18 protein-coding genes are annotated in these 23876 nt (G+C 42.1%); 1 reads left to right on the top strand and 17 read right to left on the bottom strand.

Annotation, left to right across the window (positions count from 1 at the left end; all coding sequences use genetic code 11):
- Positions 1–160: 160 nt before the first annotated feature.
- The 14 genes from EAG18_RS12095 to EAG18_RS12030 all read right to left on the bottom strand — a co-directional run bounded on the left by EAG18_RS12095 (position 161) and on the right by EAG18_RS12030 (position 17900).
- Positions 161–1036, bottom strand: a complete 876-nt coding sequence (locus EAG18_RS12095; RefSeq protein WP_125252635.1) for a hypothetical protein — start codon at positions 1034–1036, stop codon at positions 161–163.
- A gap of 739 nt (positions 1037–1775) precedes the next feature.
- The gene (locus EAG18_RS12090; RefSeq protein ID WP_275557285.1) at positions 1776–2387 is read right to left on the bottom strand and encodes a DJ-1/PfpI family protein; all 612 of its coding nucleotides are present in this window, start codon (positions 2385–2387) and stop codon (positions 1776–1778) included.
- Positions 2388–2553: 166 nt separating this feature from the next.
- Positions 2554–2970 carry an SDR family NAD(P)-dependent oxidoreductase gene (locus tag EAG18_RS12085; protein WP_275557284.1) on the bottom strand — a complete coding sequence of 139 codons (417 nt, stop codon included), beginning with the start codon at positions 2968–2970 and terminating at the stop codon, positions 2554–2556.
- Positions 2971–3119: 149 nt separating this feature from the next.
- Positions 3120–5159 carry a serine hydrolase domain-containing protein gene (locus tag EAG18_RS12080; RefSeq protein ID WP_125252634.1) on the bottom strand — a complete coding sequence of 680 codons (2040 nt, stop codon included), beginning with the start codon at positions 5157–5159 and terminating at the stop codon, positions 3120–3122.
- A gap of 238 nt (positions 5160–5397) precedes the next feature.
- Entirely contained in the window at positions 5398–6321 is a 924-nt protein-coding gene (yddG, locus tag EAG18_RS12075) for an aromatic amino acid DMT transporter YddG (RefSeq protein ID WP_125252633.1), read from the bottom strand.
- Positions 6322–6794: 473 nt separating this feature from the next.
- On the bottom strand, positions 6795–7829 hold the full coding sequence (locus EAG18_RS12070) for a S41 family peptidase (RefSeq protein ID WP_125252632.1): 1035 nt from the start codon (positions 7827–7829) through the stop codon (positions 6795–6797).
- A 391-nt stretch (positions 7830–8220) separates the two neighbouring features.
- Entirely contained in the window at positions 8221–9477 is a 1257-nt protein-coding gene (locus EAG18_RS12065) for a HAMP domain-containing sensor histidine kinase (protein ID WP_125252631.1), read from the bottom strand.
- Positions 9478–9489: 12 nt separating this feature from the next.
- Positions 9490–10872, bottom strand: coding sequence for a sigma-54 dependent transcriptional regulator (locus EAG18_RS12060; protein ID WP_125252630.1), 1383 nt, complete (start codon positions 10870–10872; stop codon positions 9490–9492).
- Between the two features lie 4 nt (positions 10873–10876).
- Positions 10877–13273, bottom strand: coding sequence for an ABC transporter permease (locus EAG18_RS12055; RefSeq protein ID WP_125252629.1), 2397 nt, complete (start codon positions 13271–13273; stop codon positions 10877–10879).
- Between the two features lies 1 nt (position 13274).
- Positions 13275–13991, bottom strand: coding sequence for an ABC transporter ATP-binding protein (locus EAG18_RS12050; RefSeq protein WP_125252628.1), 717 nt, complete (start codon positions 13989–13991; stop codon positions 13275–13277).
- A 12-nt stretch (positions 13992–14003) separates the two neighbouring features.
- The gene (locus tag EAG18_RS12045) at positions 14004–15254 is read right to left on the bottom strand and encodes an HlyD family efflux transporter periplasmic adaptor subunit (protein ID WP_125252627.1); all 1251 of its coding nucleotides are present in this window, start codon (positions 15252–15254) and stop codon (positions 14004–14006) included.
- Between the two features lie 561 nt (positions 15255–15815).
- Positions 15816–16028: a DUF1289 domain-containing protein gene (locus EAG18_RS12040; RefSeq protein ID WP_125252626.1), complete on the bottom strand. Its 213-nt coding sequence runs from the start codon at positions 16026–16028 to the stop codon at positions 15816–15818.
- Positions 16029–16071: 43 nt separating this feature from the next.
- Entirely contained in the window at positions 16072–16518 is a 447-nt protein-coding gene (locus EAG18_RS12035; protein WP_125252625.1) for a GNAT family N-acetyltransferase, read from the bottom strand.
- A 107-nt stretch (positions 16519–16625) separates the two neighbouring features.
- Entirely contained in the window at positions 16626–17900 is a 1275-nt protein-coding gene (locus tag EAG18_RS12030) for a phytanoyl-CoA dioxygenase (protein ID WP_125252624.1), read from the bottom strand.
- 257 nt (positions 17901–18157) lie between these two features.
- Between EAG18_RS12030 and adhP the strand changes: the two genes are divergently transcribed.
- Positions 18158–19171 (top strand): alcohol dehydrogenase AdhP, encoded by a 1014-nt coding sequence (gene adhP / locus EAG18_RS12025; protein WP_125252668.1) that lies wholly within the window; start codon positions 18158–18160, stop codon positions 19169–19171.
- 112 nt (positions 19172–19283) lie between these two features.
- Here the strand turns inward: adhP and EAG18_RS12020 are convergent, their stop codons facing one another.
- The 3 genes from EAG18_RS12020 to acnD all read right to left on the bottom strand — a co-directional run bounded on the left by EAG18_RS12020 (position 19284) and on the right by acnD (position 23812).
- Positions 19284–19883, bottom strand: a complete 600-nt coding sequence (locus EAG18_RS12020; RefSeq protein ID WP_275557283.1) for a LysE family translocator — start codon at positions 19881–19883, stop codon at positions 19284–19286.
- A 156-nt stretch (positions 19884–20039) separates the two neighbouring features.
- Positions 20040–21215, bottom strand: coding sequence for a 2-methylaconitate cis-trans isomerase PrpF (prpF, locus tag EAG18_RS12015; protein ID WP_125252623.1), 1176 nt, complete (start codon positions 21213–21215; stop codon positions 20040–20042).
- A gap of 2 nt (positions 21216–21217) precedes the next feature.
- Positions 21218–23812, bottom strand: coding sequence for a Fe/S-dependent 2-methylisocitrate dehydratase AcnD (acnD, locus tag EAG18_RS12010; RefSeq protein ID WP_125252622.1), 2595 nt, complete (start codon positions 23810–23812; stop codon positions 21218–21220).
- Between the last annotated feature and the right edge of the window lie 64 nt (positions 23813–23876).

Genomic DNA, 23876 nt, shown 5'->3' with positions numbered 1-23876 from the left:
ATTGTTTTTATTTTATATAATCAGATATAATTTCTGACTTAATGTTTTAAGTTGATCAAATTTAAAAAGATAAAATCAACCAGCCTAAAATAGGGTAGAGAGGTATAAATTTAAAATAGCTTTAACCTAATCGAACATATAATTTATCAAGCATATTGCATTACATACCCAGTTTTGCACGTTGTTCTTCGGTAAACAGATCTTTTAATTCGTTTAGTTTTTCATAGTTAATTGAAATGTAGTTCGTACCATATGGACTACCAACATTACCAACTCCAATTTCACCTAATGAATAAAGCTCTTTTGACAACCTAGTAACCTCTTGTTTCTGAAAGTCATCAAGCTCTACACTGCCCAAAGTTTGCTGGAGCGCACGTTGCCTTTGTTCCATAGCAATCTTTGCTTGTTGGCGCTCAAACTCGATATATTTATTTAGCTGTTCTTCAGAAAGTAGCTCTTGAAGTGCTTCAGTATATTCGTGAGCATTTTCAGTTAACTGCGCATTAACTTGCGCTTTGGGTAGCTGTTCACCCTCGCTTGCTCCTTGCCATGCAAGGTAATCTTTTTGCGCTTTTTCTTGCAACAGTTGCTCAAGCTGAGTGCTTACCGACTCATCAAGCGCTAGTTGATGTGAGAGGTTGCGAGACACTGGTAATACACTATGGTTCGCTATTGCATTAAAAATATCTTTTTGATTTGTTTGATTTTGCTGTTGTGAATTGTCGAATGGATTAGCCGCACTAGCTTCTTCTTTATCATTGATATGTTGCACAGTTGCAGTACTTGAAGAAGTACCAACATCCAGACCATCACTTTTTAACAAAGTATGAACCTGACTTTTTAGCGTATTAATTTGGGCTTTTAAATTTGCATTTTCATTTAACAACTGGTCTAACTGACTATTAGTACTGTCGTTATTCATTTCAGAATGAGTAGCGGTTTCAGCGGGGTTATGGCCAAATTGAGTTCCTGATATGGATAGTGCGACATAACCCACCACCAGACCACATATAAAAAATAGCACTTTTTCTTTCATAGCGTCTTATTATTATTGTTTATTATCACATGCGCTACATTTAACACCGCAGCACCTACAAAGAAGCAAATAAATCACTTTCTTAACTTATTATTATCACAAAAGGTACGTATTGCAAACGCTGTTACACATCAAAAACAAATTGTGATTTTCAATATAGGCATCGTAATTAATCATCAACAAATAAAAAGTTATCTATACTTTTCAGAGAGTTGAAAAAGTAAAACAACTAAACCCTAAAATAATTGATTCTATTCAGCCTGTCTGTTACCAAAAAATAAGTAAAGCAACTGTCATAAATAGCATATTATTTATAGCTATGTTGCCGGTAAAAATTTTAGAAAAGATCAAAAATACAAAATAAAAACAGCCAAATGACATTGCTTCACTTTGATAGAGAGGGGAAAAAGTGGGCACATAACAACGCTTTGCCGAGTCAGATAAGAGCACTAAAATTACAGTGGTTGCGCTAACTAACTTGTTATACCAGCTTTCTTAATTAAGTAGCCTATTTTGAGGCGAGAAAATCTTGTCGATAACCCCGCTACCGCGTCCTGCTATCGCCAAAGTACCTACATTCGTGTAGGCAAGGCAAAAGTTTTGCTATTTAGTTGTTCTAAATAAGAAATTTTTAACACTGTTAGCGTCAGATTTACTCCTTAAAATTGAGCAAGCGTTAAGTCAAATTGGTATTACTCTCCGTCGCTATTTATTCACTCTTATATTTACCAAGTGAGCTTTACAGCTCTGCCTGTTTAATGGTTTTAGAAATGAGCGTTTCAAACAGCTCAGACTGCCCTGCGGGTATTAATTGATTTTGTATGGCTTTTCGTTTGTTTGAGTCAAATAATCGCTCAGCCAGCCAACCGATTAAATACATCAGTGAAAGACAACCACCAGCAGTTGCTATATTCCCTTGCACTACAAGAGGTTGGTCTAGAACGTCTGCTCCAATGCTTTCAAGCGCAGCTTTTGCATCAGGATTGGTTGTTAATGGCTTACCTTTTAGCAAACCAAGTTCATGAAGAACAAATGAACCGGCACAAATTGAGCCAATTAACTGTGTGTTTGGGTTAAGATCCAACGCTGACATAAACTCTGTATCTTGCAAAACTGCTGGAATACCGCGTTTACCACTAGTGATAAGCACCACATCTTGATTTATCACCTCTGAAATATGTCCATCAGTTTTGACTTTTATACCTAGGTGAGAATGATGTTCAGACTTAGTTCCCAGTATACTCACCGTCCAGCTATCCACTGTGCGACCAAGTAAGTCGTACATCAGAAAGAAGTCTACATCGGTGAAGTCATCAAACAAAACAATACCAACTTTATACATAATATTCATATCCTTATTGCTGTAAAGGTAACCTATATCGCATTTTATAACCCAAGTTAGCGGCTGATTTTTTAGGTAATTTTGACATAACTATCTCTTGCTATTATGCCAATAAAATGAAAATGTGATTTACAGGCACTGACGAGAGCGTTCCAGCTCCAAACTACAGATTAAGTCATGGTTCTAGGCCAGAAGTTGCTCCCATAAAAATTGCTCGCGGATTTTTGGCTCTACGTAGGTTTGCTAGTAACCCTTTTACCAGCTCGATCGGAGCAAGCTGATTTACATTTATTATACTTTGAGTTTCCGTAAATGAGGTTTTCTCAAAATCATACTCTTCTGTAAATGCAGAAGATTCCCAGATCCCTCCCATATATAAAAGCGCATCAATTGCCTGATCTGATATCTCATCTATTACTTTTCTAATACCCCCAAGTGTTGAGATATCTGCCTCAATCCACTGACCCACACTTGAACGTGTCCGTGATACCGAGATTATACACTCTCCTTTTGCTGCGTAAAATTCGGCAACGGCTAATCCAATCCCTCGGCTTGCACCAACGATCACTATATTCCGCTTTTTCTCTATCAAGTCCAATTCCTTGTTATATTTAACCTGAGATTTGTCCCAGTAATGCAATAACTCACTATCCTTAAAGAACAGGTCATTTATTCATAAGTAATGATTACAGCTTCCTTAGGGTAGTCCTAACCCAGAGTGGCAAAACACGACGCTAAAATTTAGCTAAAGTAATTAAACCCTACCGCGTTCCAAACCCAAAACGCGTGAATAACGCTTAGATAACTGAGTGCACACATCACATAATGTATTTTAAAAAGCCAGTGTAAATTATTCATACTGACCATCAATGGAAGCTTTATTACTTTCATAAAGGTCGTTAAAACAATTGCTAACACTAAAGACAGCAGAATTTTTACCTCAATGGTCGGAAAATTTATGTGAAATTTGTATTCATCATAGACAATGCCTACATTCATTAATGTAAAGCCCACCGTAGCCACAATTATCATTGTTGAGCTACAGCATGCCAACTTTTCGAATGTCACTAGCCTTTTGCCTTGACGAACTCGAACAATACACAGTAACAAGGTCAATAACGATAACAAAGAAGCAATTGCCAACACTAAATTGAAGTAAAGTGGACTTTCCAAAAAGCCCACCCGCTCATAATCACCAGACCACATACTCGCTGAAAAACGCGCTATATTTCCTGTATCATCGCGATAGAAGTAAAAAGTAGGTGTATTTTGAGATTCAGCTTGGAAGGTGTCTCCTTCAAGATGCTTTAGTTTTATTTTACCTCCAGCCACTATCATGACTAACCTTTGTTGCTCTTCAATAGTAACGCTTACCGATGCATCCAACGCAGCTAGCTTCTCTAACTGTGTATATGAACGACGAGTACTCAAAAATGTTCCCGTATAATCTTCAAGGTTAGGTTGGTTAACTTGCTGTTTTAAAACCTGTGCATATATATTTGTTTGCAGAGGGGGACTTGAACGCGACACTTTAGTCTGGTTTGTCGGCTTATTTCGATAGTATTTATTGAGTATAGCTGTAGGTAAGGTCTCAACAACGTGTCCCCCACTTCCCGATACATTAGTTGAAATGAAAATGCCTAACTGAATTTCAGGGAACATTACCATATTGGCAGCAAACGTATGGGTCGCCCCCGAATGATAGCGCACCTTGTAACCTCTAAGCTTGCCATCAAACATACCATGGGCAATCCCTGTTGCCAGTGGTCTATCATCGTATAATCGATATGACATTGCTTTTTGGGTAACTGGCTGAACTAAAAGGTTGTTATCATTCATTAGCACTGACATATAACGTGCCATATCATTGGCGGTTGTAGAGACAGCCCCAGCACCACCTGCATGCCCAATAAACTCAAAAGATTTGGCAGTATTATTCCCTTTTCTATCTTTAAAATACCCTGCTGCAAGCTGCTGCTGTAGGTCGGACTTCATTGCTGTAAAGGCAGCTCTTGCGTTTACAGGTTCTCGTAATGTTGTATTTTCCATACCCAACTTAGAAAAAATATGTTGCTCCATGTAAGTCGCCAAATCCATACCCGACTGCAACTCGACCAGATAGCCTAGTAAAGCAAAGCCATAATTAGAATAGGAAACATTGACACCTGGCGGCCAAACTCTTTTGGGCATATATGTTGCGAGGTACTGCTCTGTACTAATAATTTGTGACGGGTTTTCCACGAATAAGTGACCAGCATCCGCTTCTTCAAAACCCGCCCGATGACTTAATAAGGCACGTATTGTAATAGGCGCAAAAGTATCTGGTATTTTAAATTCGCTTAGGTATTCATTGATATCAGTATCTAGAGATAGCTTTCCCTGTTCCACCAGCTGCATTACCGCAAGAGCCGTCATTGTTTTGGTAATAGAGCCAATGCGAAACAAAGTTGTATTGGGATCAACCTTGGTTTGGCTTGCTACATTGGCAAACCCGTAACCCTTGAGCAAGATAACTTCCCCATCTTTGACAATCGAAACCGCAACTCCTGGCAGGTTGTGTTGCACCATGGCTTTATCAACCCAGTCATCAACATAGGTTCTCAGGCCTTCGAAGTCTTCATTTGTTCTCCCCCTCTTCACGTCTGAGATTTCATTACCATCAACTACTGAATGCGGCTTGGTAGCTTGTGCTTGTGCTTGTGCACTAAAGAATATGCTCATAGCTAAAGTGAATACAAAAACCTTTAGGACAAATAAACCATCAACAATCTTTGCTTCCATACTTATACTCATTTCCTTATTTTTTGCGGTAAAAAAAATTAGTGTCCAAAGAAGCACAAAGATTATTACAGCAAAAGCGTTAAACTTTTCCATTAGGGCTTTCGGTAAGTGTAGGGTTAACTGCGTGCTAACCCTATATAGGAGCCATAGTATCAAGTGTTTTTCCGTAATGGGTAAGAACTTGAAGTGAACGGACGCAATGGTTGTTTTGTCAACGAGTTCATAAAAAGGCTACTGCTCAAGCATCGCTCACTGCTACATTGTTATTGTTTACGCTTGTACGTGTTGACTGCCAACAGAGTAATGAACCGAGTGTAACTGCGATAACCCCAACCCAAAATCCTGTTGTCAGCGAAATGTCTAATATCCACGAGGCGAATATACCGGAAAATACTGGAGTAAAATAAGAAATGACAGCAAGTAAGATCATATTGCCACCAATTATAGCCTTGTTCCACAGTGCGTAGCCTAAAGCCATGCCACCACCAGCCACGACTAACAAGCATACTTTGTAAAACGAAAAGTTAGATTGCAAGCCTTGTTCAATTAAACACCATTTTACCCACAGTGTTATCGCTGTAAAGATGAAGAACAAAGTAATTGCATTATGGCCATTTGACAACATTTTGGTGAGATTACAATAGACAGCCCAAATAATTGCGCCCCCAAAAGCAAGGCCAAAAGCCAAGGGATTGCTTACAATACTGCTTACTAAACTCTCGATAGATAAACTAGTATCGCCCGAAACCACCATATAAACACCTGTAAAAGCAAGTATGCTACCGCAAAACAGAGGCACAGTGTTCGCACTGTTACTTCGGCTAATTATCGCGCCTAGGATGGTAAATAGTGGCCATAAATAGTTTACAATGAGGACTTGGGCAGACTGTGTTCTAGAGTTTGCAAAGCCCAGAGATAAAGACAAACAAAGTTCATATGCAACAAACAACACCCCGCCAAAAATCACATAAGATTTTGGGTAACTTTTCATCTTTGGAAAGCCTAAAAACAGCACGAGAAATATCGCTGCCACTGAATAGATTAAGGTAGCCCCCCCAATTGCACCAAAATCTTCACTAACGATACGCATAACATGCAGTACTGCACTCCATACCAATACCGCTAATATACCAAATACTGTAAACTTATATTGCGCTTGCAAGGATTGACTCCATATTTATCTGGGAATAAAAGTTCTCTCTCCCAGCGTGCTGAATAAAGGCGAACATGTCGGAAAATATAACATTCACAAAGGGTTTTATAGAAAAAACTATCAAGTGCTATTCTCTAGAAAAGGTTATAATTAAGCTCCGTTTGATCTCTGTTTGTAGATATTATTTCTAACATTAACGCTTCAAGCGCTTGTAACTTCGCGTGAGCTGCTCTTCGGTTAGTGTACCTCCAGCCCCAAAGCTCAAGTGTTTGCTCTAAAACGTTAAGATATCATAATGGGTTACTGATAATTGATGATAGCTGACACCCACTCTAAATCGATACACACCAATGGTTGTACCTTTGGCCTAAACACGAGTTTTTTAGGCTATTAAAACACCAAAATAAATACGATTTCATTGAGTGTAATAAAATCCTATTCGTAATGGGTATAGCATGGCGTTATTACTAAAAGGTGCTTTTTCACTTTTCTTTGAGTGGTAAGCTATTTGATAACTCCTCAAGCTTGTCGTTAATATCCTTGATTTGGTGTTCATCACTTACTGACTTTTTAACTTCATTAAGCGCCATTTTATACGCCACATCTAGGGCGTTAGTCTGTGGTATTTCAATATGAGGTTTAACGCCAATCGCTTCCCAGTTTGTTTTCGTTTTTGGATTAATGGCCTTCGCTATAGGAATACCAGCTCTAAAGCCACTTCCTAGTTCATAAAACTGCCAAGGATTTGCGCCACCTTTCGTTCTTTCCCCAACCAAGGTAGCCCGTTCAAGGTGTTTTAAGTTATAAGCAAACTCTTCTGCTGCGGAGAACGTGTCATTACTCGTGAGTATGTAAATGGGAGTGTCCAGATGAATTGAACCGTTAACATTAGCAAAAGTACGGTATTCACGGGTAGAGTCAGTCACTCGCGAATAAATGCTATTTAAATGGGTGTTTGGCTTTAAAAAATAACTACTAATAAACTGCACCATTTCAGCGCTGCCGCCCCCGTTATTACGAAGGTCAAATATAAGGGCATCTGCATTTGATACAAACCCCATAACACTTTCTACTACATTTTTTGAATTTTTCGATAACTCAGCAAATCCCCAAAAGTCAACATAACCTATATTGCCATCGAGTACTTCAACTCGATTAAAGCCTGAATTTTTCCGACTTAATTTGGTAAACCAAGGTTCACGCTTTGTTTTATTATTCTGGCTTTTATTAGGGTTTTGCCATTGTACAGTAAAGTGCTTGTCAAACTTTTGCAATTCTGCGGTTAGTAGCGAGGCAAACTGTTCTTGTGACTGACTGCTAGTAAATTCAGAACTTGTTTTCAGCACGGTAAGAGCATCTGAAATTTTATCTATCTTTTTTACTTCAACATATTGTTGCTCAATGTTATCTGTAAGCGTATTCAATATATGATTTTTATCAATATAACTGATATCAGCATGTGCCAGTGGGGAAAAAACAATAAAACCCCACATTATAATACCACTCTTAAACTCCATCTTTTTTTCCTTTATTAGCATGATTATATAACCTATATTCTCTGGCTAAAGCTAGTACTAAGCAGCAAAACCCTGTTTTGGTTACACTCTTTCTAAAGAGCTTTTTCGTTTTCATCAATTTAAAAAAGGTTACTAATAGTTTTAACCGCCTCTTTTATTAAAGTTATTTAATTTAATAAAAGCTATTGTTATTGCTCCTCCCTTGAGCACAACTATATCAATAGTTCTAAACTGATTTATATATTTTAGGTCATACTAAATTTAGCTAATCAATATACCTGTTGAGAACACCAAGCACACATAGTAAATACCTTCCCCTAAGCACTATCAAACATATTGAAATAACGTTGCGCATGCTCCTGTTTTTGAACTTCGGGGTTCGACTTATCACTCAATCTCCACCCCGCTCTACACAAAAACTGACTTTTGCGCCACCGCTTGGGTTATTGCCCAGTTTAAGCTGTCCACTGTGGTTTTCAATAATAATGCGAGAGAGCATCAAGCCTATGCCATTGCCATCGGCTTTGGTGGTATAAAATGCTTCCGCGGCTTCGTTTAGGTTAGAGAAACCGGGGCCTGTATCTGTGACCGAAAACACTAATTTATCAGCACCTACGGTGATATTGAGTGTAACTTCTGGCGAAGGCGTGCACGCTTCATGAGCGTTATTAATAAGGTGGCAAAGTACCTGTTTTATTTGGCTCGTATCAAAAAAACCGAGCAGGTCGGCTGTGCTCTCTATCTTTAGTTGCGGGTAGATACTTTGTAGCTGAGCGCAAAACTCATTGAGCGCGACAATTTGCTTGTGCGCAGGAGGCAGTTTGGCAAGGGAGGCATAGTTGCCCATAAAAGATTTAAGGTAACTGGCACGCTCGTTAATAAGTGCAAGTCCACTGCTAAATCTATCAATATCAATATCTCCATTTAAGCGTTTGGTGAGGCTACGTGCTACCGTACCAATTGGCGCCAAGGTATTATTGATCTCATGGCTTAAAATACGAACAAAGCGCTGTAAGGCATCCTTTTCTTGTTGATATAAAATACTATCGAGTTGCTTTAGCACCAGTAAAGTATGAGGCTTATTCGCGATGTAGCAGCTATCATGTTCGAGTAAAAAAGCATGTTCTACACCACCTAGCATGACAGAGACTTTCCCTTGTTTTCGCTTTGCTTGTAATGATTGAAACCAACCAGATACGTCGTCTTTATAGCAATCTAGAAACGTTCGCTCTGCGTAGCTGTTAGCAAATGCCACTTTTTGACTGTCAAATACAATGAGCGCACAGTCAATCTTTTCAATAATTTGCTTTAGCAGGTCGCTGTGCTCTGCAAGCGCCCGCTGATCGGCTTGCATAGTTTGTGCTAGCGCATTTACATGCTCAACAGTTGAATGCAATTGTCTATCTTTTGCGTGTACAGCCCTTAGGGCATAATCACCTTGACGGAGCGATATCAGCAACGTGTCTATCAAATTTATGGTATGCTGCCTCGTTGAACCAAAGTGATAAGCCAATAAAACACCGCACGCTATAAATATCAAATCAACAAGTACAATCAATGTTATTGGGTAATGATGGATCATGAGCAGCACATTTACGATAACAAGTAGTAACGCATTGAGTAGCCAATGTCCAAATCGATAAAACACTTAAGCCGGCTCCTATTCGTATTTATCCATCTTGCGATACCAAGCACTACGAGACAAACCAAGACTTTTGGCTGCTTTTGAAACATTGCCACCATGAAACGCTAAGCGGCTAAACAGTGCCTGCTCTACAATTTCATCCAGCGTTAAATCGTGATTCTCGGGTATAACTGACGTACTTTTTGTTGTTGAGTGAAGCGACTGGTCTGAGGCGTTATTGAGTGCCAAGTCACTGGCAAAAACTTTAGCGTTTGCACACGTGAACACAACCCGTTCCATCATGTGTTTTAATTCTCTTACATTACCCAAAAACTCATATTGGTTAAGCGCTTTGACTGCACAAGGCATTAAGCTTGCGAGTGGTTTTTTATAATTATGACTAAACTGGGATAAAAAGCGTTCTGCTAGTGGCAAAATATCTTCAGGACACGCTCTTAACGGCGGTATTTCTACTTCAACCGTATTGAGTCGGTAGTAGAGGTCTTGGCGAAACGCTTGATTGGCGATAGCATCATGAAGTTTGCTATTAGTCGCCGATATGATTCTGGCCGTATTTTCCAAAACTTTGTGGCTACCAACAGCAGTGTATTTTCTCTCCTCTAAAACCTGTAACAGCTTTGCTTGCGAGCGTAGTGACAAGTTAGCAATTTCATCTAAAAATAATGAGCCGTTACTCGCGAGCGTAAATGCCCCAACCCTATCTTCTTTGGCATCTGTGAACGCGCCTTTTTTGTGCCCGAATAATTCAGAATTAAACAGCTCATCGCTCACTGCCCCCATATTAATTGAGATAAAACTGCCATCTGCGCGTCGAGAATGCTCATGTATATACTGCGCGTAATAGCTCTTTCCCGTGCCATTTTCACCAGTGAGCAAAATATTCATCTCACTTTGCGCTAACTGCGTCAGTTGCGCGAGCACTCGCTGTTTGTGTTCGCTTTGTGTAACAAAGTTAATTGACCGCTGAGTCTTTTTAAGGCGTTCATTTTCAGCGGAGAGGCGTACTAAGTCTTGTCTGTCAGCACGCTTCTCAATGTGTACTTTTATGCTGTGAGCAAGGCGCTCATCGTCCCAAGGTTTTTCGATGAAATCCGCTGCACCTTGCTTGAGGGCATTCACAGCGAGATCTAACGTCGCCCAGCCAGTCATCACTACTATCGGTAAAAGTGGGTCGATTTGCATCAATTGGGAGATTGCCGCAAGGCCTTCTTTACCACTGGTCGTATCTTGGGTAAAGTTCATATCCAATAACACCAAGTCTACTTCTTGCGTACTCACATAATCAAACGCTGCATCTGGTGTTACGACGCCATGGCAAGTATAGCCTTCATCTTCAAGTAAAAACTTCAGACTCGCTTGAATATCAAGCGAATCATCTACTATGAGCACCTTTTTCACATTATTATTCCATTCTTAAGCTAACCGCAGGTTGGACTTTTATGCAGCGCTTCACCGGCACGTATAACGCAAAGCACACCGCCGCAAATACCAGCAACAAAGTCACTGTACCTGCGCCAAACATTACGCTGAATGGCACAACACCACGGAAAAAGTCTACCGCAAGATAACACAAGATATAGAAAATTAATGCAGAAATCATCAACCCAGTTAAGGTATGGGCAAGGTTTTTCTTGATAAATAACAACATGATCTGACCATCTTTTGCCCCTAAAGTACGGCGAATACCTATTTCATGCCCAGACTTATTTATCGTACTTAACCCCATGGCGTAAATACCAATTAAAGAAAGCGTCAATGCAAACCCACCGACAATCAAAAACACATAAATGATGCTTGTAAAAGCCCCGATCATGGAGCGATGGTTATCGTAGTGATCAAAAATATAATGGGTTTCAAGTTTGTGCTCGAGTTGACCCAAAGCACGATAAAACGCTTCATAGCTCTGACTTGGCGGCAGTTCAGTCACAAATTTAACGGCCATGGCATTCGTTGTTGGCGCATATTGCCAAAAGCTAAAATAGGCTTCATGGCGGCTGTCACTGGCCACTGCACTTTTTTCATCAACTGCGACACCAATAATCTGCGCGCTTGGCCATTTTGCACCGCGCAATGTCAGTGAGCGCCCAAGTACGTCTTCACTACCAAATAACGCATGTGCCAACGACTGGCTAATAATCACCACTGGTGCCCCTTCCATATTGTCTTGCTCGGTGAAGTTCCTGCCACTTTGCAGTTCACGGACAAAAAGCGCTGAAACAGCCTTTATATTAATGGTTTTATCGGTGTAAATATCACCTTGAGCAGTTAATACCTCAGCTTCAATCCCTCGTAGGTACATTTGAGCTGCTTTAAAGCTTGGCTCAATGGTCATGTAAGTGAGCAAGGCAGCAGCCATATCTAGCGCCTTATTACTGGAATACACAGTTTCATCTGCAAATTGCAGCTCACTCGAATACATACCCTTAAGAGCTCCCCCATCAATATTTCCCGCCATAGAATACATCACATAGCCTATGGTGCTCGATGCCATCAGCATAAAGCTCACTAAGATCACCTGCAAAGACAGTAGGCGTTTTGACATCAATCCAGCTTGTTTGCCAATCGCGCCTCGGGTACCGTCTCGCAATACTTCGTTAATATTAAAATTAGCCGTTTTTACTGCAGGTAATAACACTGCAATCAGAAATACTAAGCCTATTAATAGCAAAGACACTAACAAGGTCACCCCGTCAAGTTGCCAATACCACCAGTACGGCATTTTTCCGCTAAACATCATATTCATAAATAGGTTCAGCGCTCGCAAGCCAAGATCTGTTAATAGTAACGCCACGGTCCAACTGCCAAAGCAATATATAAACCCTTCGCATGCGTGTTGCTGGATCACTCTCATTTTCTTCGCACCAATGGCTGCGCGAATCGCGGACTCTTTCTGTTTTTCAAGGATTTTTGCGAACAATAAGTTACCGATATTAATGGAAGAGATAAGTAGGATAAGTACGATACCAACCATAAATAAAGCAAAGATAAACACCGCTTCGCCATCAGTGTTATATTCAACAAGTGTCATCGACTCAACTCGCACGCGTTTATCTACTTCAAGTGCAGAGCGGCTCATTCGCTGTTTGACATAATCGCTGAAAAATAAGCTTAGACGCTGCTCAAGCTTTGCTTCCAGTGCCTCGCTCGGCAACTTATAGATTATATTTATCTCGTCTTCAGGTGCGGCATTATTCGCTTTTAATGGTAACCAGAGCTTAGAAAATACAGGAAAATTATTGCGCTTGGGCATCACACCGATTATCTCGTAGGGCTTTTGGTCGATAATCATGGTTCGCCCAATAACATCTTTACTGCCTTGAAATAGGTGCAGCCATAGGTAATCTGAAATAACCACTACATCTTGGGCTGAACCGATAAAATCTTCAGCGGTATAAAATCGTCCAAGTGCCGGTTTACTATTCAAAAACTGAAAAAAGCGTTCATCAACATACGAGCCACGATAATGACTGCCTCTCTCAGCATCACTTACCCAAACTTGTGCCGGAGCGATGTAAAGCCACTCATCCAATTGGTTAACTTCATCGAGCGCTTTGAGCTGTGGCAACATATTATACGAAAATTGACTTTGCATACTGATAGGATTGTGAACTTTGAGGATCCTAATTTCAGTGTTACTACTATTTACTTGGCTATGTGAAAAGGCGACTGTGTAAATATAGTTAAAACCAATAAGTGATATGGTCAAACTGCCAACCATGATAAACATCATCAATAACGTGAAGCGTATTGATTTTGCAATATTTCTTAGCGCATAACGAAAATCTAATAATAACCCCATATTAAGCTCCAACGACTTTGCTTGCACGCTCAAACTGCTTTTTATCTCTAAGAATATTGCCATCTAACATGGTGATAACGCGGCTGGCATATGTCGTTGACTCAATATCGTGTGTAACCATACAGATGGTTTTGCCAGCACTATGGAGTTCACTTAATAATCCTAACACTTGCTGGGCATTATTTGAGTCCAAGTTACCGGTCGGCTCGTCCGCAAGGATCAAATCTGGTGAATTAATCAAGGCTCTTGCAACCGCAACACGCTGTTGCTGTCCGCCTGACAGCTGAGAAGGAAAATGATTGATGCGGTTTTCTAATCCCACCATCGACAGCGCATCTTTGGCTTTTTGCTCCATTTCTTTTTGGCTAATGCCGCCGATATAAGTCAACGGTAACATGACATTTTCGAGCACGTTTAAATCACTGATAAGATTAAAGGCCTGAAAAATAAAACCGATATGATTGGCACGAATATGAGCACGCTCGTCCGAGTTTAAATTAAACGCTTGGTTACCACTGATAAAGTACTCGCCGTTACTTGGCTCATCAATCAAGCCCAAAATTGACAGTAACGTTGACTTGCCGCACCCTGACGGTCCCGTGATAGCCACAAACTCGCCGGGCTCTACTACGAGATTAATACCATCTAGCGCTTGCGTTGCAATTTCGTCTGTTTGAAATCGCTTTTCGATGTTGTTGAGTTGAATAACTGAGTTCATAATGATGTCCTGTTAACGCACTAGCACTTGGCTATCTTGAGTGTATTTTTCCATATCGGAAATGATGATAGTCTGATTTTTATTAAGGCCTTCAAGCACTTCTATATAGTTTACCGAACGCTGACCAAATTTAACTGTTTTTTTCGTCGCCAAATGTTTATCAACAACAAAGACACTGGCTTGATTATTTGCCACGGCATTGGCAGGCATGGCAACAAAAGTAGCGTTTGATTGATGACTGGTCACAATTACGCCTTCAATATTGAGCTTGTCTCTGGCTTCTTTTGGCAGTGTATTTGTGATGCTTAGCTCCACCTCCACTTGGCCATTTACCACCTGTGGAGAAACACGATTAACAACAGCACCAAAACGAGAGGTGTAGGTGTCTATCGTCGCTTGTTGCCCAACTTGTACCTGTGGTGCATCTAATTCAGCGACATTAATTTTAGCGACTAGTAAGCGGGGATCAGCGACCTCAGCTACTGAGCTGGTGCTAGCTAGCTGCATGCCTAATTCAATAAATACATCTTGAATTTGACCTGTGATGGGCGCACGCACTTTAAGCGCAGTAATGTTCTCTTTAAGCAGCTTAATTTCAGAATATAAACTGGCTTGCTCGGCCTGCTGAGCGGTCATTTTCGCTTGCAACACAGCTTGCTGAGTAGCAACGCTGGTTTGTTGTAATTCAACTTGTTTTTGACTGCGCTGCATTGCAAATTCGCTGCGCTGATGGTCAAGCATGGAAATGGTACTGTTACCTTTGTCTATCAAGGTTTTTTGTGCTTGCCACTGGGCTTTTTCAGCTTTATAGGCCAACAAAGCGTCGTAGTGAGCCGTTTTTGCTTGCTGTACTTTCGCTTGCAATTCAGCCAGTTCAGCTTCGTGTTGTGCTACCGTTTTGCTCAGCAAGCTTTGTTTTTGAGTCAATGTCTGATGTAAAGCAGGGTTTTCTAGTCGCGCAATTATCATCCCTTGCGTGACCATTTCTCCGGGCTTTACCAAGACCTCAACCACTTTCCCTCCGCTGATACTAGTTACCAAGTGGCGTTTCTCTAGTACTAAACTACCCAGCCCCTTCACACTCAGCTCAAACTCTCCTTGCTGCACTTTGGCGACGATTAATTCATCTTGAAAAACCACATTCGACGCGCTTTGCGTATATGCTTTGGTGAAAACGACCAAGCCCCCGACAAGTAGCGCAATAACCAGCAACACCACTTTAGTCATTGGTAAGCGCTGAGTTTTTGCTAGTTTTATATCCATACTCTGTACTCCTCTTTAAGAATACAGGATATGAATCAAGTTTCAGGCCATTATTTTTTTCATTAATAATCAATACGATAAACTATTTCAGTAGAGAATAAGATAGCAGGTGTGTCGAAAGTGAGACACAGTAATTAAACAACCTGTCTCGAAACTGGAACAGTTCAAAAAGCGGGAAGCAAAAATCCGGAGCATCAGTGCTGTAATTCAAAAATGTTTAGTGGTGTAACTGACGAGTAATGCTTGAAATTACTCGGAAAGCTTGAGCATTAACCTAAACTAGGGATAATAATACCAATTTGACTTAATACTTGCTCAATTTGAAGGAGTAAATCTGACGCTAACCGCGTTAAAAATTTCTTATTTAGAACAACTAAATAGCAAAATTTTTGCCTTGCCTACAGGACGTAGGTACCTCGGCGTGAGCAGGACGCGGTAGCGGGGTTATCGACAAGATTTTCTCGCCTCAAAATAGACCACTTAATTAAGAAAATTGGTATAACTTGTTCTTTAGCAGCTGTTATCACTTACTACTGCGTTCACTTTTTTGCAATAGTATGGTTAGCGCTTAGACGGGTGGTGGGTTTTAGTTTCTGATGTGTGCATTCGCTTTGTGCAGTTAACAATGACTTCTCGCTTTTCGTCTTCGCTAAAGCGACTCCAGCTGGTGATTTCTTGCAGTGTCCTAAAACAGCCAACACACACATCGTTATCGTCCAAACAGCACTGCCTTACGCAAGGGGAGTGGACAAAGTAATCATTTAAATTTGCCATCAAAGGTCCCTAAAACATCCCTAAAATCGATACCTCGAGTGTACTATTTGACAAGATCCTTTTCTAATAATAGTAAAGTTTTATTATTGTGTTGTAGTGAATCAAATTGACTGTACCCTTGTTTTTGATAAATGTGTAATGCTCGCTTATTTTTGGCAAATACATCCAACCAAATACGTACCATCTTTAATTCAACTAATACATACGCTTCCATCAGCTGCAGCGCTTTTTGCCCAATACCCATTCCTTTTTTGCTAACAACAATAYGGCGAAATTCGACGCTATTTTTATCTGGTTCAGCAGCCAAAAGTATAAAACCAACTATCTCATCTCCGTCCTGTATATTCAAATAATAGACATTAGGCTCAATAAACAATTGTTGATGAGCCGCCAGTGTACTACTCAAAATAAACTCTGTATTTTCCTGCGCGCTTTCCATTTCACATAAAATTGCCAATTCTACAAACTCACTTGGTACTAGCTTTATCATCTTCTTTAACCTGAATTTAGGATAGTTAGTTAACTTCTCTTATTTCCCCTTGATACGACGAGGCACATCAAACCTATGCCACCTTCATTGAGCCGTGCATATAACCATTACTTAAGCAATTTCGCATTCAGATCATTGATAAAATCCGCATTGTTCAATCTCGTATCTTGCGTCACCAACCAAGCTTCAAGTGTATCAATGCTCGCTGATTGATAAAGCGTTGCTAAGTAATTTTGAAGCGATATATTAAGCTCATCACACAGTGTTTGCAGACACATCCAAACTGCTTCAGGCATTTCTATGGATTTCCTATGCTTTTTTAGTTGCGAGTGTTGAAACATGCTTAAGAGCCCAACCAATCCCAGCGCACTCTTTTCGTCTAAAGGAGCTATTTGTTGAGTTTGTATAAACTTGGGAGGTTTGGGGAAATCAAATATGAACTCAGGTGAGCTGTTATTACAGTACTGATACTTCACTTCTGCACCAACTGATAAATTCGTAGCTTCACATGGAATAGTAAAAGGAACGTTAAGACTACTCTCATGCTCACCGAGCATGTGCTCTTTATACACAGTAATATGCGTATTCAACTTAAAGCCGTCGCCTGGCTCATACTCCTCAGGGATCGTTAACGTTCCAGTCAATACCGAGCTATCTCCTTCACTTAATTTTTTAACGGTTGTGCGCTGCAAATTAAAAAACTCACCGACTTGAACCTCAGCATCGCTTCTTTTTAATGTAGCAAAAAGCGCTATCGACTCGGGGATCAACACGCCATCTTCTTGCAAATATGGGAATAAATGCTTAAAGATCCATACTTGTGGCTCCCTTTTTAGGAGGGCCGTCATCGTTTCCGAAATAATAATATCGAATTTATCTGCATCTTTTGGCTGCCATTTTAGTGCATCGGTGCACACCACTTCCTCAACGCAATGTGCAACATCCAGCTTATCAATAAGTTGCTGTACTGCTGAAACATTCTCTTTATGGATGTCGAGTAATGTCGCTCGAACAGGTAAGTCAGGGAGCATAGCGAGTAAAGGAACAAGCAAGGTTGCATAGGGGCCTGTACCTGCGTATAAAATACGTACTTCAGGTAAACCTTGGTTTAGCTTGTCTTCTATCGCAGCTTTTACCCCCTGCATAAAGACAAGGCTTCGTAATTGTTCTTGAGTGCACTTAGCTGCTTGCACAGGGGAAATCGCAACGCCAAACTCGGTGTTTACATTACTCCAATCATTCATATCAAACTCAGTCTCAATCCCTGTCAGCTCACCCAGGACTTGAGTGAATGCTTGAAATAACACACTTAAATTTGCGCTATGTTTGTTCGCGGCGAAGATGCTATTCAGCAAATCCCGCTTAAATTCTTGAAGTTCCATTGTTTTCCTTGAAGTACGCTCAGATACATTATTAAAGCACTAAAACACTACTTTACAGTATCTTTGATCCTTTTCTTATATTGTTTTTTAGATCAACTCTGTTTTTGTTTCTGATCAATGATGGCGCTGCAACTGCTGTTAAACTGAGTACTCTGAGGCTTGCAGAAAGTTACACAACATACTGTTTTGGGATTTAACTTGGTATTGTCAGCAACTCAGATTAACTATATTTAGCCACCCAATCAAGGAGCAACATGATGAAAGCTGCGTTAGTGCATCAATTTAAACAGCCACTAGAAATTCAAGAAGTTGAAAAGCCTGAGCTCACCCAAGGGTCGGTCATTGTAGAAATTGCCGCCTGCGGTGTCTGCCATACAGACTTACATGCGTGTCACGGTGATTGGCCGGTAAAACCAAAATTACCTCTAGTACCAGGTCATGAGGGTGTTGGTACGATTATCGCAAAAGCTGACGATGTCAAACATCTGGCCATTGGAGATAGAGTCGGCATACCTTGGCTGCATAGTGCCTGTGGTCACTGCGAGCACTGCCTCAAAGGCGATGAAAACTTATGTCCAGATCAACTAAATAGCGGTTACTCTGTGGATGGCGGATATGCTCAATTTTGCAAAGCTGATGCAAACTACGTCATAAAAATTCCAGCAGGTCTATCGTTTGTTGATGCTGCGCCATTGTTTTGTGCGGGTGTCACTACCTATAAAGCGTTAAAAGTATCACAAGCCAAGCCGGGAGAGTGGGTGGCTATTATTGGTGTTGGTGGCCTCGGCCACTTAGCAGTACAATACGCCAAAGCCATGGGGCTAAATGTGGTTGCAGTGGACACTGGTGAATCAAAGTTAGCGCTTGCAAAGGAGCTTGGCGCTGATTTATGTATCGACTTTAAGCACCATGAACCCGCACAAGAGATGCAAGAGCAACTTGGCGGCGTCCAAGCGGTTGTCTGTACCGCAGTATCTAAACCTGCATTTACTACTTCGTTCAATAGTGTAAAGCGCGGCGGTACATGCGTTTTAGTTGGCTTACCACCTGAAGAAATGCCAATCCCGATTTTTGATACTGTACTTAAAGGTATCAGTGTAGTTGGTAGTATCGTGGGTACTCGTCAAGATCTAACGGAATGCCTTCAATTTGCAGCTGAAGGAAAAGTTAAGGCTATTATAGAAACCAAACCACTTGAGCACATCAACGATATATTCGATGATATGCTGAACAGTGAGATAAACGGAAGAGTTGTGCTTACCTTTGACTAGCCTGTGCTGGCGTGCTGAACACAATTCCATTTAACACAATCAGGAATAACAGCTTGGGCGCGCCAGTTGTTATTCCATGTTTGAATTATGTCATATGGGTATTAATACCTTTCTAAGCAAAAAATAACCCATACAGTACCAGCAGTACTAACGTTGATGAAAAACCATATCGAACACGCTTTAGCACGGTCTCATCTTTCAATGTTTTAAAAATCACACCACCTAATGCCAGCCACATTGTGTCGACCACTATCGCCACCACGTAGCACACGCTAGCGGCAAGTAACGTAGCAACTAGATTTGAGCCTGCAGGCACCGAAGCAGTCGCAAAAATAGCGATGCAAGCCGCGTAGGCTTTGGGGTTAAGGAGGTTAAGAATAAACCCATCTTTAAAGCTAGGTAGCTGTGCGCCAGTATTACCAAGCGCCGAGTTGTTTGCTGCAATTTTATAGGCGACGTAAATTAAGTAGGCGGCTGCAAGCCACTTTAGCACGAGCGTCACCTGCGGCTGACTTACCAGCAGTCCAGCCACTCCCGTAGCCGCACAAATCACTGCTACTAACAATCCCGCCAAAATACCAGCTAAGAACGGGAAACCTTTTTTCACACCTTGGCTGGCGCCAGCTGCCGCAAGTGCTAGCGGCGCAGGCCCTGGTGAGCCAAGTAACACCGCAGTTGTAATTGCCACAGAAAGTAGAGCTTCGAACATCATCTTATCCTTATGATTTTTTATATTACGAGTTTGCTTGATAGATACCGCAGACGTAGCCAAGCGACTGGCACACCTTCACGACCAAGCAATAACTCAGGAGTTTTCTTATATTGAGAATAAGGCTCTTGGGAACAGAGCCTTAAATTTAGTGTGGAGTTACGCCTCTGGGACGCGAACAAAGCCTTCCATTAGCACGCGAGCGCTGCGGCTCATGACGGCTTTTTTAGCTTGCCAACGGCCAGACTCTTGCTGTGCTTGCGCGCCAACCTTTAAGGTGCCTGATGGGTGCCCAAAGGTCACTGAGTTAAGATCACCGCCACTTGCCGCTTCGTTAACTAGGGTGCCAGGAATTGCTGCTGCGGTTGCTATCGCCACAGCGGCTGTGCCCATCATCGCATGGTGCAGTTTACCCATAGATAAGGCACGAACGTTTAAGTCGATGGTATTGGCTTCCACCGCTTTACCGCTCGATGCAGCATAAGATTTAGCGGGTGCAACAAAAGCAATTTTGGGGGTATGTTGGCGAACTTTCGCTTCGTCAATATGACCTATCAACCCCATTTTCACTGCGCCATAGGCACGGATCTTTTCAAATCGCTCAAGTACCGCTGAGTCTCCATTAATCGCTTCTTGTAACTCTGTACCTTCATAACCTAAATCGGCAGCACGGAAAAAAAGCGTGGGGATCCCGGCACTAATCATGGTCACTTCAAAGGTGCCTTCATCAGGCACAGTTAACGTATCGACGAGATTGCCCGACGGAAACATATCAACATCTGGGTCGCTTGGATCCATAAACTCAACCACCACTTCTGCCGCTGGGAAAGTTACGCCATCCAGTTCAAAATCGCCCGTCTCTTGCACTTCTCCATTGCTGATAGGAACATGCGCCACTATGGTTTTGCTAATATTCGCCTGCCAGATTTTAACGACAGCAACGCCGTTCTCAGGCACTTTATGCGCGTCGACTAAGCCATTGCTGATTGCAAATGCCCCCACCGCAGCCGTTAAATTGCCACAGTTTCCGCTCCAATCAATAAATGGTTTGTCGATTGCAACCTGACCAAATAAGTAGTCCACATCATGGTCAGCTTTATCGCTTTTGCTTAAGATCACGGTTTTACTGGTACTGGAAGTGGCTCCCCCCATGCCATCGGTATGTTTACCATAGGGATCTGGGCTGCCAATCACACGTAGCAGCAAGTTATCTCGCGCTTCGCCCGGTTGCTGCGCATACTCGGGTAAATCAGTTAAATTAAAGAACACCCCTTTAGAGGTGCCGCCACGCATATAAGTGGCGGGAATTTTAATTTGCGGCTTAAATTGACTCATGGTTACACACCTTCCGCTTCGAGGAAGTCTTGGGCAAAGCGTTGTAACACGCCGCCAGCAGAGTAAATAGAAACTTCTTCAAAGGTATCTAAGCGACAAGTCACAGGCACCTCTACACGCTCACCACTTTGACGATTAATCACAAGAGTTAAAGTAGCACCTGGTGCCGGTTCCCCCTCAACGTCATAGGTTTCTGTACCATCGAGTTCAAGCGTTTTACGGGTTGTGCCCGCTTTAAACTCAAGCGGTAATACTCCCATACCGATTAAGTTGGTACGGTGAATACGCTCAAAGCCTTCTGCTGCGATAACTTCAACTCCAGCCAAACGTACACCTTTTGCAGCCCAGTCACGAGACGAACCTTGGCCGTAATCCGCGCCAGCAACGATGATCAGCGGTTGCTTACGCTCCATGTAGGTTTCGATGGCTTCCCACATTCTGGTGACTTTGCCTTCAGGCTCAACACGCGCCAGTGAACCTTGTACTACTTCACCGTTTTCTACCACCATTTCGTTTAACAGTTTGGGGTTGGCGAATGTCGCACGCTGCGCCGTTAAGTGATCACCTCGGTGTGTCGCGTATGAGTTGAAATCTTCTTCCGGTAAACCCATTTTGGCCAGATATTCACCCGCCGCACTACTTGCCAAAATCGCATTCGATGGTGACAAATGATCCGTCGTGATGTTATCGCCTAAAATCGCTAATGGACGCATGCCTTTCATGGTACGCTCGCTCGCCAATGCCCCTTCCCAATAAGGAGGGCGTCGAATATAAGTACTCGTTGGACGCCACTGATAAAGTGGGTCGTTGTCTTCACCATAGTCTACCGTGAGGTCAAACATTGGTTCATAAACGGCGCGGAACTGCTCTGGTTTTACGCTTTCTTTGATCACTGCATCGATTTCTTCATCGCTTGGCCAGATATCTTTAAGTGTGACCGGATTACCTTCTTGGTCGCGACCAAGCACGCCATTTTCAATATCAAAACGCACCGTGCCTGCAATTGCATAAGCTACAACTAGTGGCGGTGAAGCTAAGAAGGCTTGCTTTGCGTATGGATGAATTCGGCCGTCAAAGTTACGGTTACCCGATAACACTGCCGTTGAGTATAAATCACGGTCAATCACTTCTTGTTGAATTTTCGGATCAAGTGCGCCACTCATGCCATTACAAGTCGTACAAGCAAAGGCAACGACACCAAAACCGAGCTGCTCAAGCTCAGGTAGGAGCTTTGCCTCTTCCATATAAGAACGTACTGCTTTCGACCCCGGTGCAAAAGACGTTTTCACCCAAGGTTTACGGGCAAGGCCTAATTTATTGGCATTACGTGCGAGCAAGCCTGCGGCAACTACATTGCGTGGATTACTGGTGTTAGTACAGCTGGTAATAGCAGCGATGATCACGGCACCATCTGGCATCAAGCCATCTTTTGGCGCTTCAATCTCTTTAACGATACCTTGATTGGCAAGGTCGTTAGTTGCAACGCGGCGATGCGGATTTGAAGGGCCTGCAATATTACGTGTCACCGTCGACAAATCGAACTTAAGTACACGCTCGTACTGTACGTTTTGTAAAGAATCAGCCCAAAGCCCAGTTAATTTAGCGTATTTTTCCACCAACTTGATTTGCTCGTCATCACGGCCTGTGAGCTTCAAATAATCAATGGTTTGCTCATCGATGTAGAACATGGCCGCGGTTGCGCCATACTCTGGTGTCATGTTTGAAATTGTCGCACGGTCACCTAGATTAAGGTCTTGCGTACCTTCACCAAAGAATTCTAAGTAGCTAGAAACGACGCGCTCTTTACGCAAAAACTCAGTGATCGCCAGTACGATATCTGTTGCGGTGATCCCCGGTTGGCGTTTACCAATGATTTCAACACCAACAATATCCGGCAATCGCATGTAAGACGCACGACCAAGCATTACGCTTTCCGCTTCAAGGCCACCCACGCCAACGGCAATAACACCCAGTGCATCTACGTGTGGCGTGTGGCTGTCGGTGCCAACAAGCGTATCTGGGAAGGCAACACCGTCACGCGCTTGAATAACTGGCGACATTTTTTCCAAATTGATTTGGTGCAAAATACCATTGCCCGGCGGGATCACATCGACGTTTTTAAATGCCGTTTTAGTCCAGTTGATAAAGTGAAAACGGTCGTCATTTCGACGGTCTTCAATCGCGCGGTTTTTCTCAAACGCATCTTCTTCATAACCAGCATGCTCTACTGCCAAGCTGTGATCGACAATCAGCTGAGTCGGCACGACAGGGTTGACTTTAGCTGGATCTCCGCCTTTTTCAGCGATAGCATCACGTAAACCCGCAAGGTCGACTAGTGCAGTTTGACCCAAAATATCATGGCAAACCACGCGAGCAGGAAACCACGGAAAGTCCAAATCGCGACGACGCTCGATGATCTGTTCAAGATAATCATTGAGTTTTTCAGGCTCAGCGCGGCGCACTAAGTTTTCAGCAAGAACACGTGAGGTGTAAGGTAGAGTCTCATAGCTACCGGGTTTAATAGCTTCTATTGCTTCTTTTGTATCGTAATAGCAAAGTTCAGAATCAGGTAAACGTTTACGGAATTGAGTATTCATAACAACTTCCAACAATCTGTGACGGAGAACAGGCGGCCATGACGGCCGCCAGAATAGACTTGAG

It is taken from the genome of Pseudoalteromonas sp. J010, from assembly GCF_003934235.1.
In the GTDB taxonomy this organism is placed as follows: Bacteria; Pseudomonadota; Gammaproteobacteria; order Enterobacterales; family Alteromonadaceae; genus Pseudoalteromonas; species Pseudoalteromonas peptidolytica.
Note: the sequence above shows the minus strand (reverse complement) of the source record. Positions and strands in the feature narration are given on the sequence as shown.

Excerpts from the sequence above, each read along its gene's own strand:
- EAG18_RS12095 (WP_125252635.1), bottom strand. The coding sequence starts at position 1,036 with ATGAAAGAAAAAGTGCTATTTTTTATATGTGGTCTGGTGGTGGGTTAT.
- EAG18_RS12090 (WP_275557285.1), bottom strand. The coding sequence starts at position 2,387 with ATGAATATTATGTATAAAGTTGGTATTGTTTTGTTTGATGACTTCACC.
- EAG18_RS12080 (WP_125252634.1), bottom strand. The coding sequence starts at position 5,159 with ATGGAAGCAAAGATTGTTGATGGTTTATTTGTCCTAAAGGTTTTTGTA.
- EAG18_RS12070 (WP_125252632.1), bottom strand. The coding sequence starts at position 7,829 with ATGGAGTTTAAGAGTGGTATTATAATGTGGGGTTTTATTGTTTTTTCC.
- EAG18_RS12055 (WP_125252629.1), bottom strand. The coding sequence starts at position 13,273 with ATGGGGTTATTATTAGATTTTCGTTATGCGCTAAGAAATATTGCAAAA.
- EAG18_RS12050 (WP_125252628.1), bottom strand. The coding sequence starts at position 13,991 with ATGAACTCAGTTATTCAACTCAACAACATCGAAAAGCGATTTCAAACA.
- EAG18_RS12045 (WP_125252627.1), bottom strand. The coding sequence starts at position 15,254 with ATGGATATAAAACTAGCAAAAACTCAGCGCTTACCAATGACTAAAGTG.
- EAG18_RS12040 (WP_125252626.1), bottom strand. The coding sequence starts at position 16,028 with ATGGCAAATTTAAATGATTACTTTGTCCACTCCCCTTGCGTAAGGCAG.
- EAG18_RS12030 (WP_125252624.1), bottom strand. The coding sequence starts at position 17,900 with ATGGAACTTCAAGAATTTAAGCGGGATTTGCTGAATAGCATCTTCGCC.
- adhP (WP_125252668.1), top strand. The coding sequence starts at position 18,158 with ATGAAAGCTGCGTTAGTGCATCAATTTAAACAGCCACTAGAAATTCAA.
- EAG18_RS12020 (WP_275557283.1), bottom strand. The coding sequence starts at position 19,883 with ATGATGTTCGAAGCTCTACTTTCTGTGGCAATTACAACTGCGGTGTTA.
- prpF (WP_125252623.1), bottom strand. The coding sequence starts at position 21,215 with ATGAGTCAATTTAAGCCGCAAATTAAAATTCCCGCCACTTATATGCGT.
- acnD (WP_125252622.1), bottom strand. The coding sequence starts at position 23,812 with ATGAATACTCAATTCCGTAAACGTTTACCTGATTCTGAACTTTGCTAT.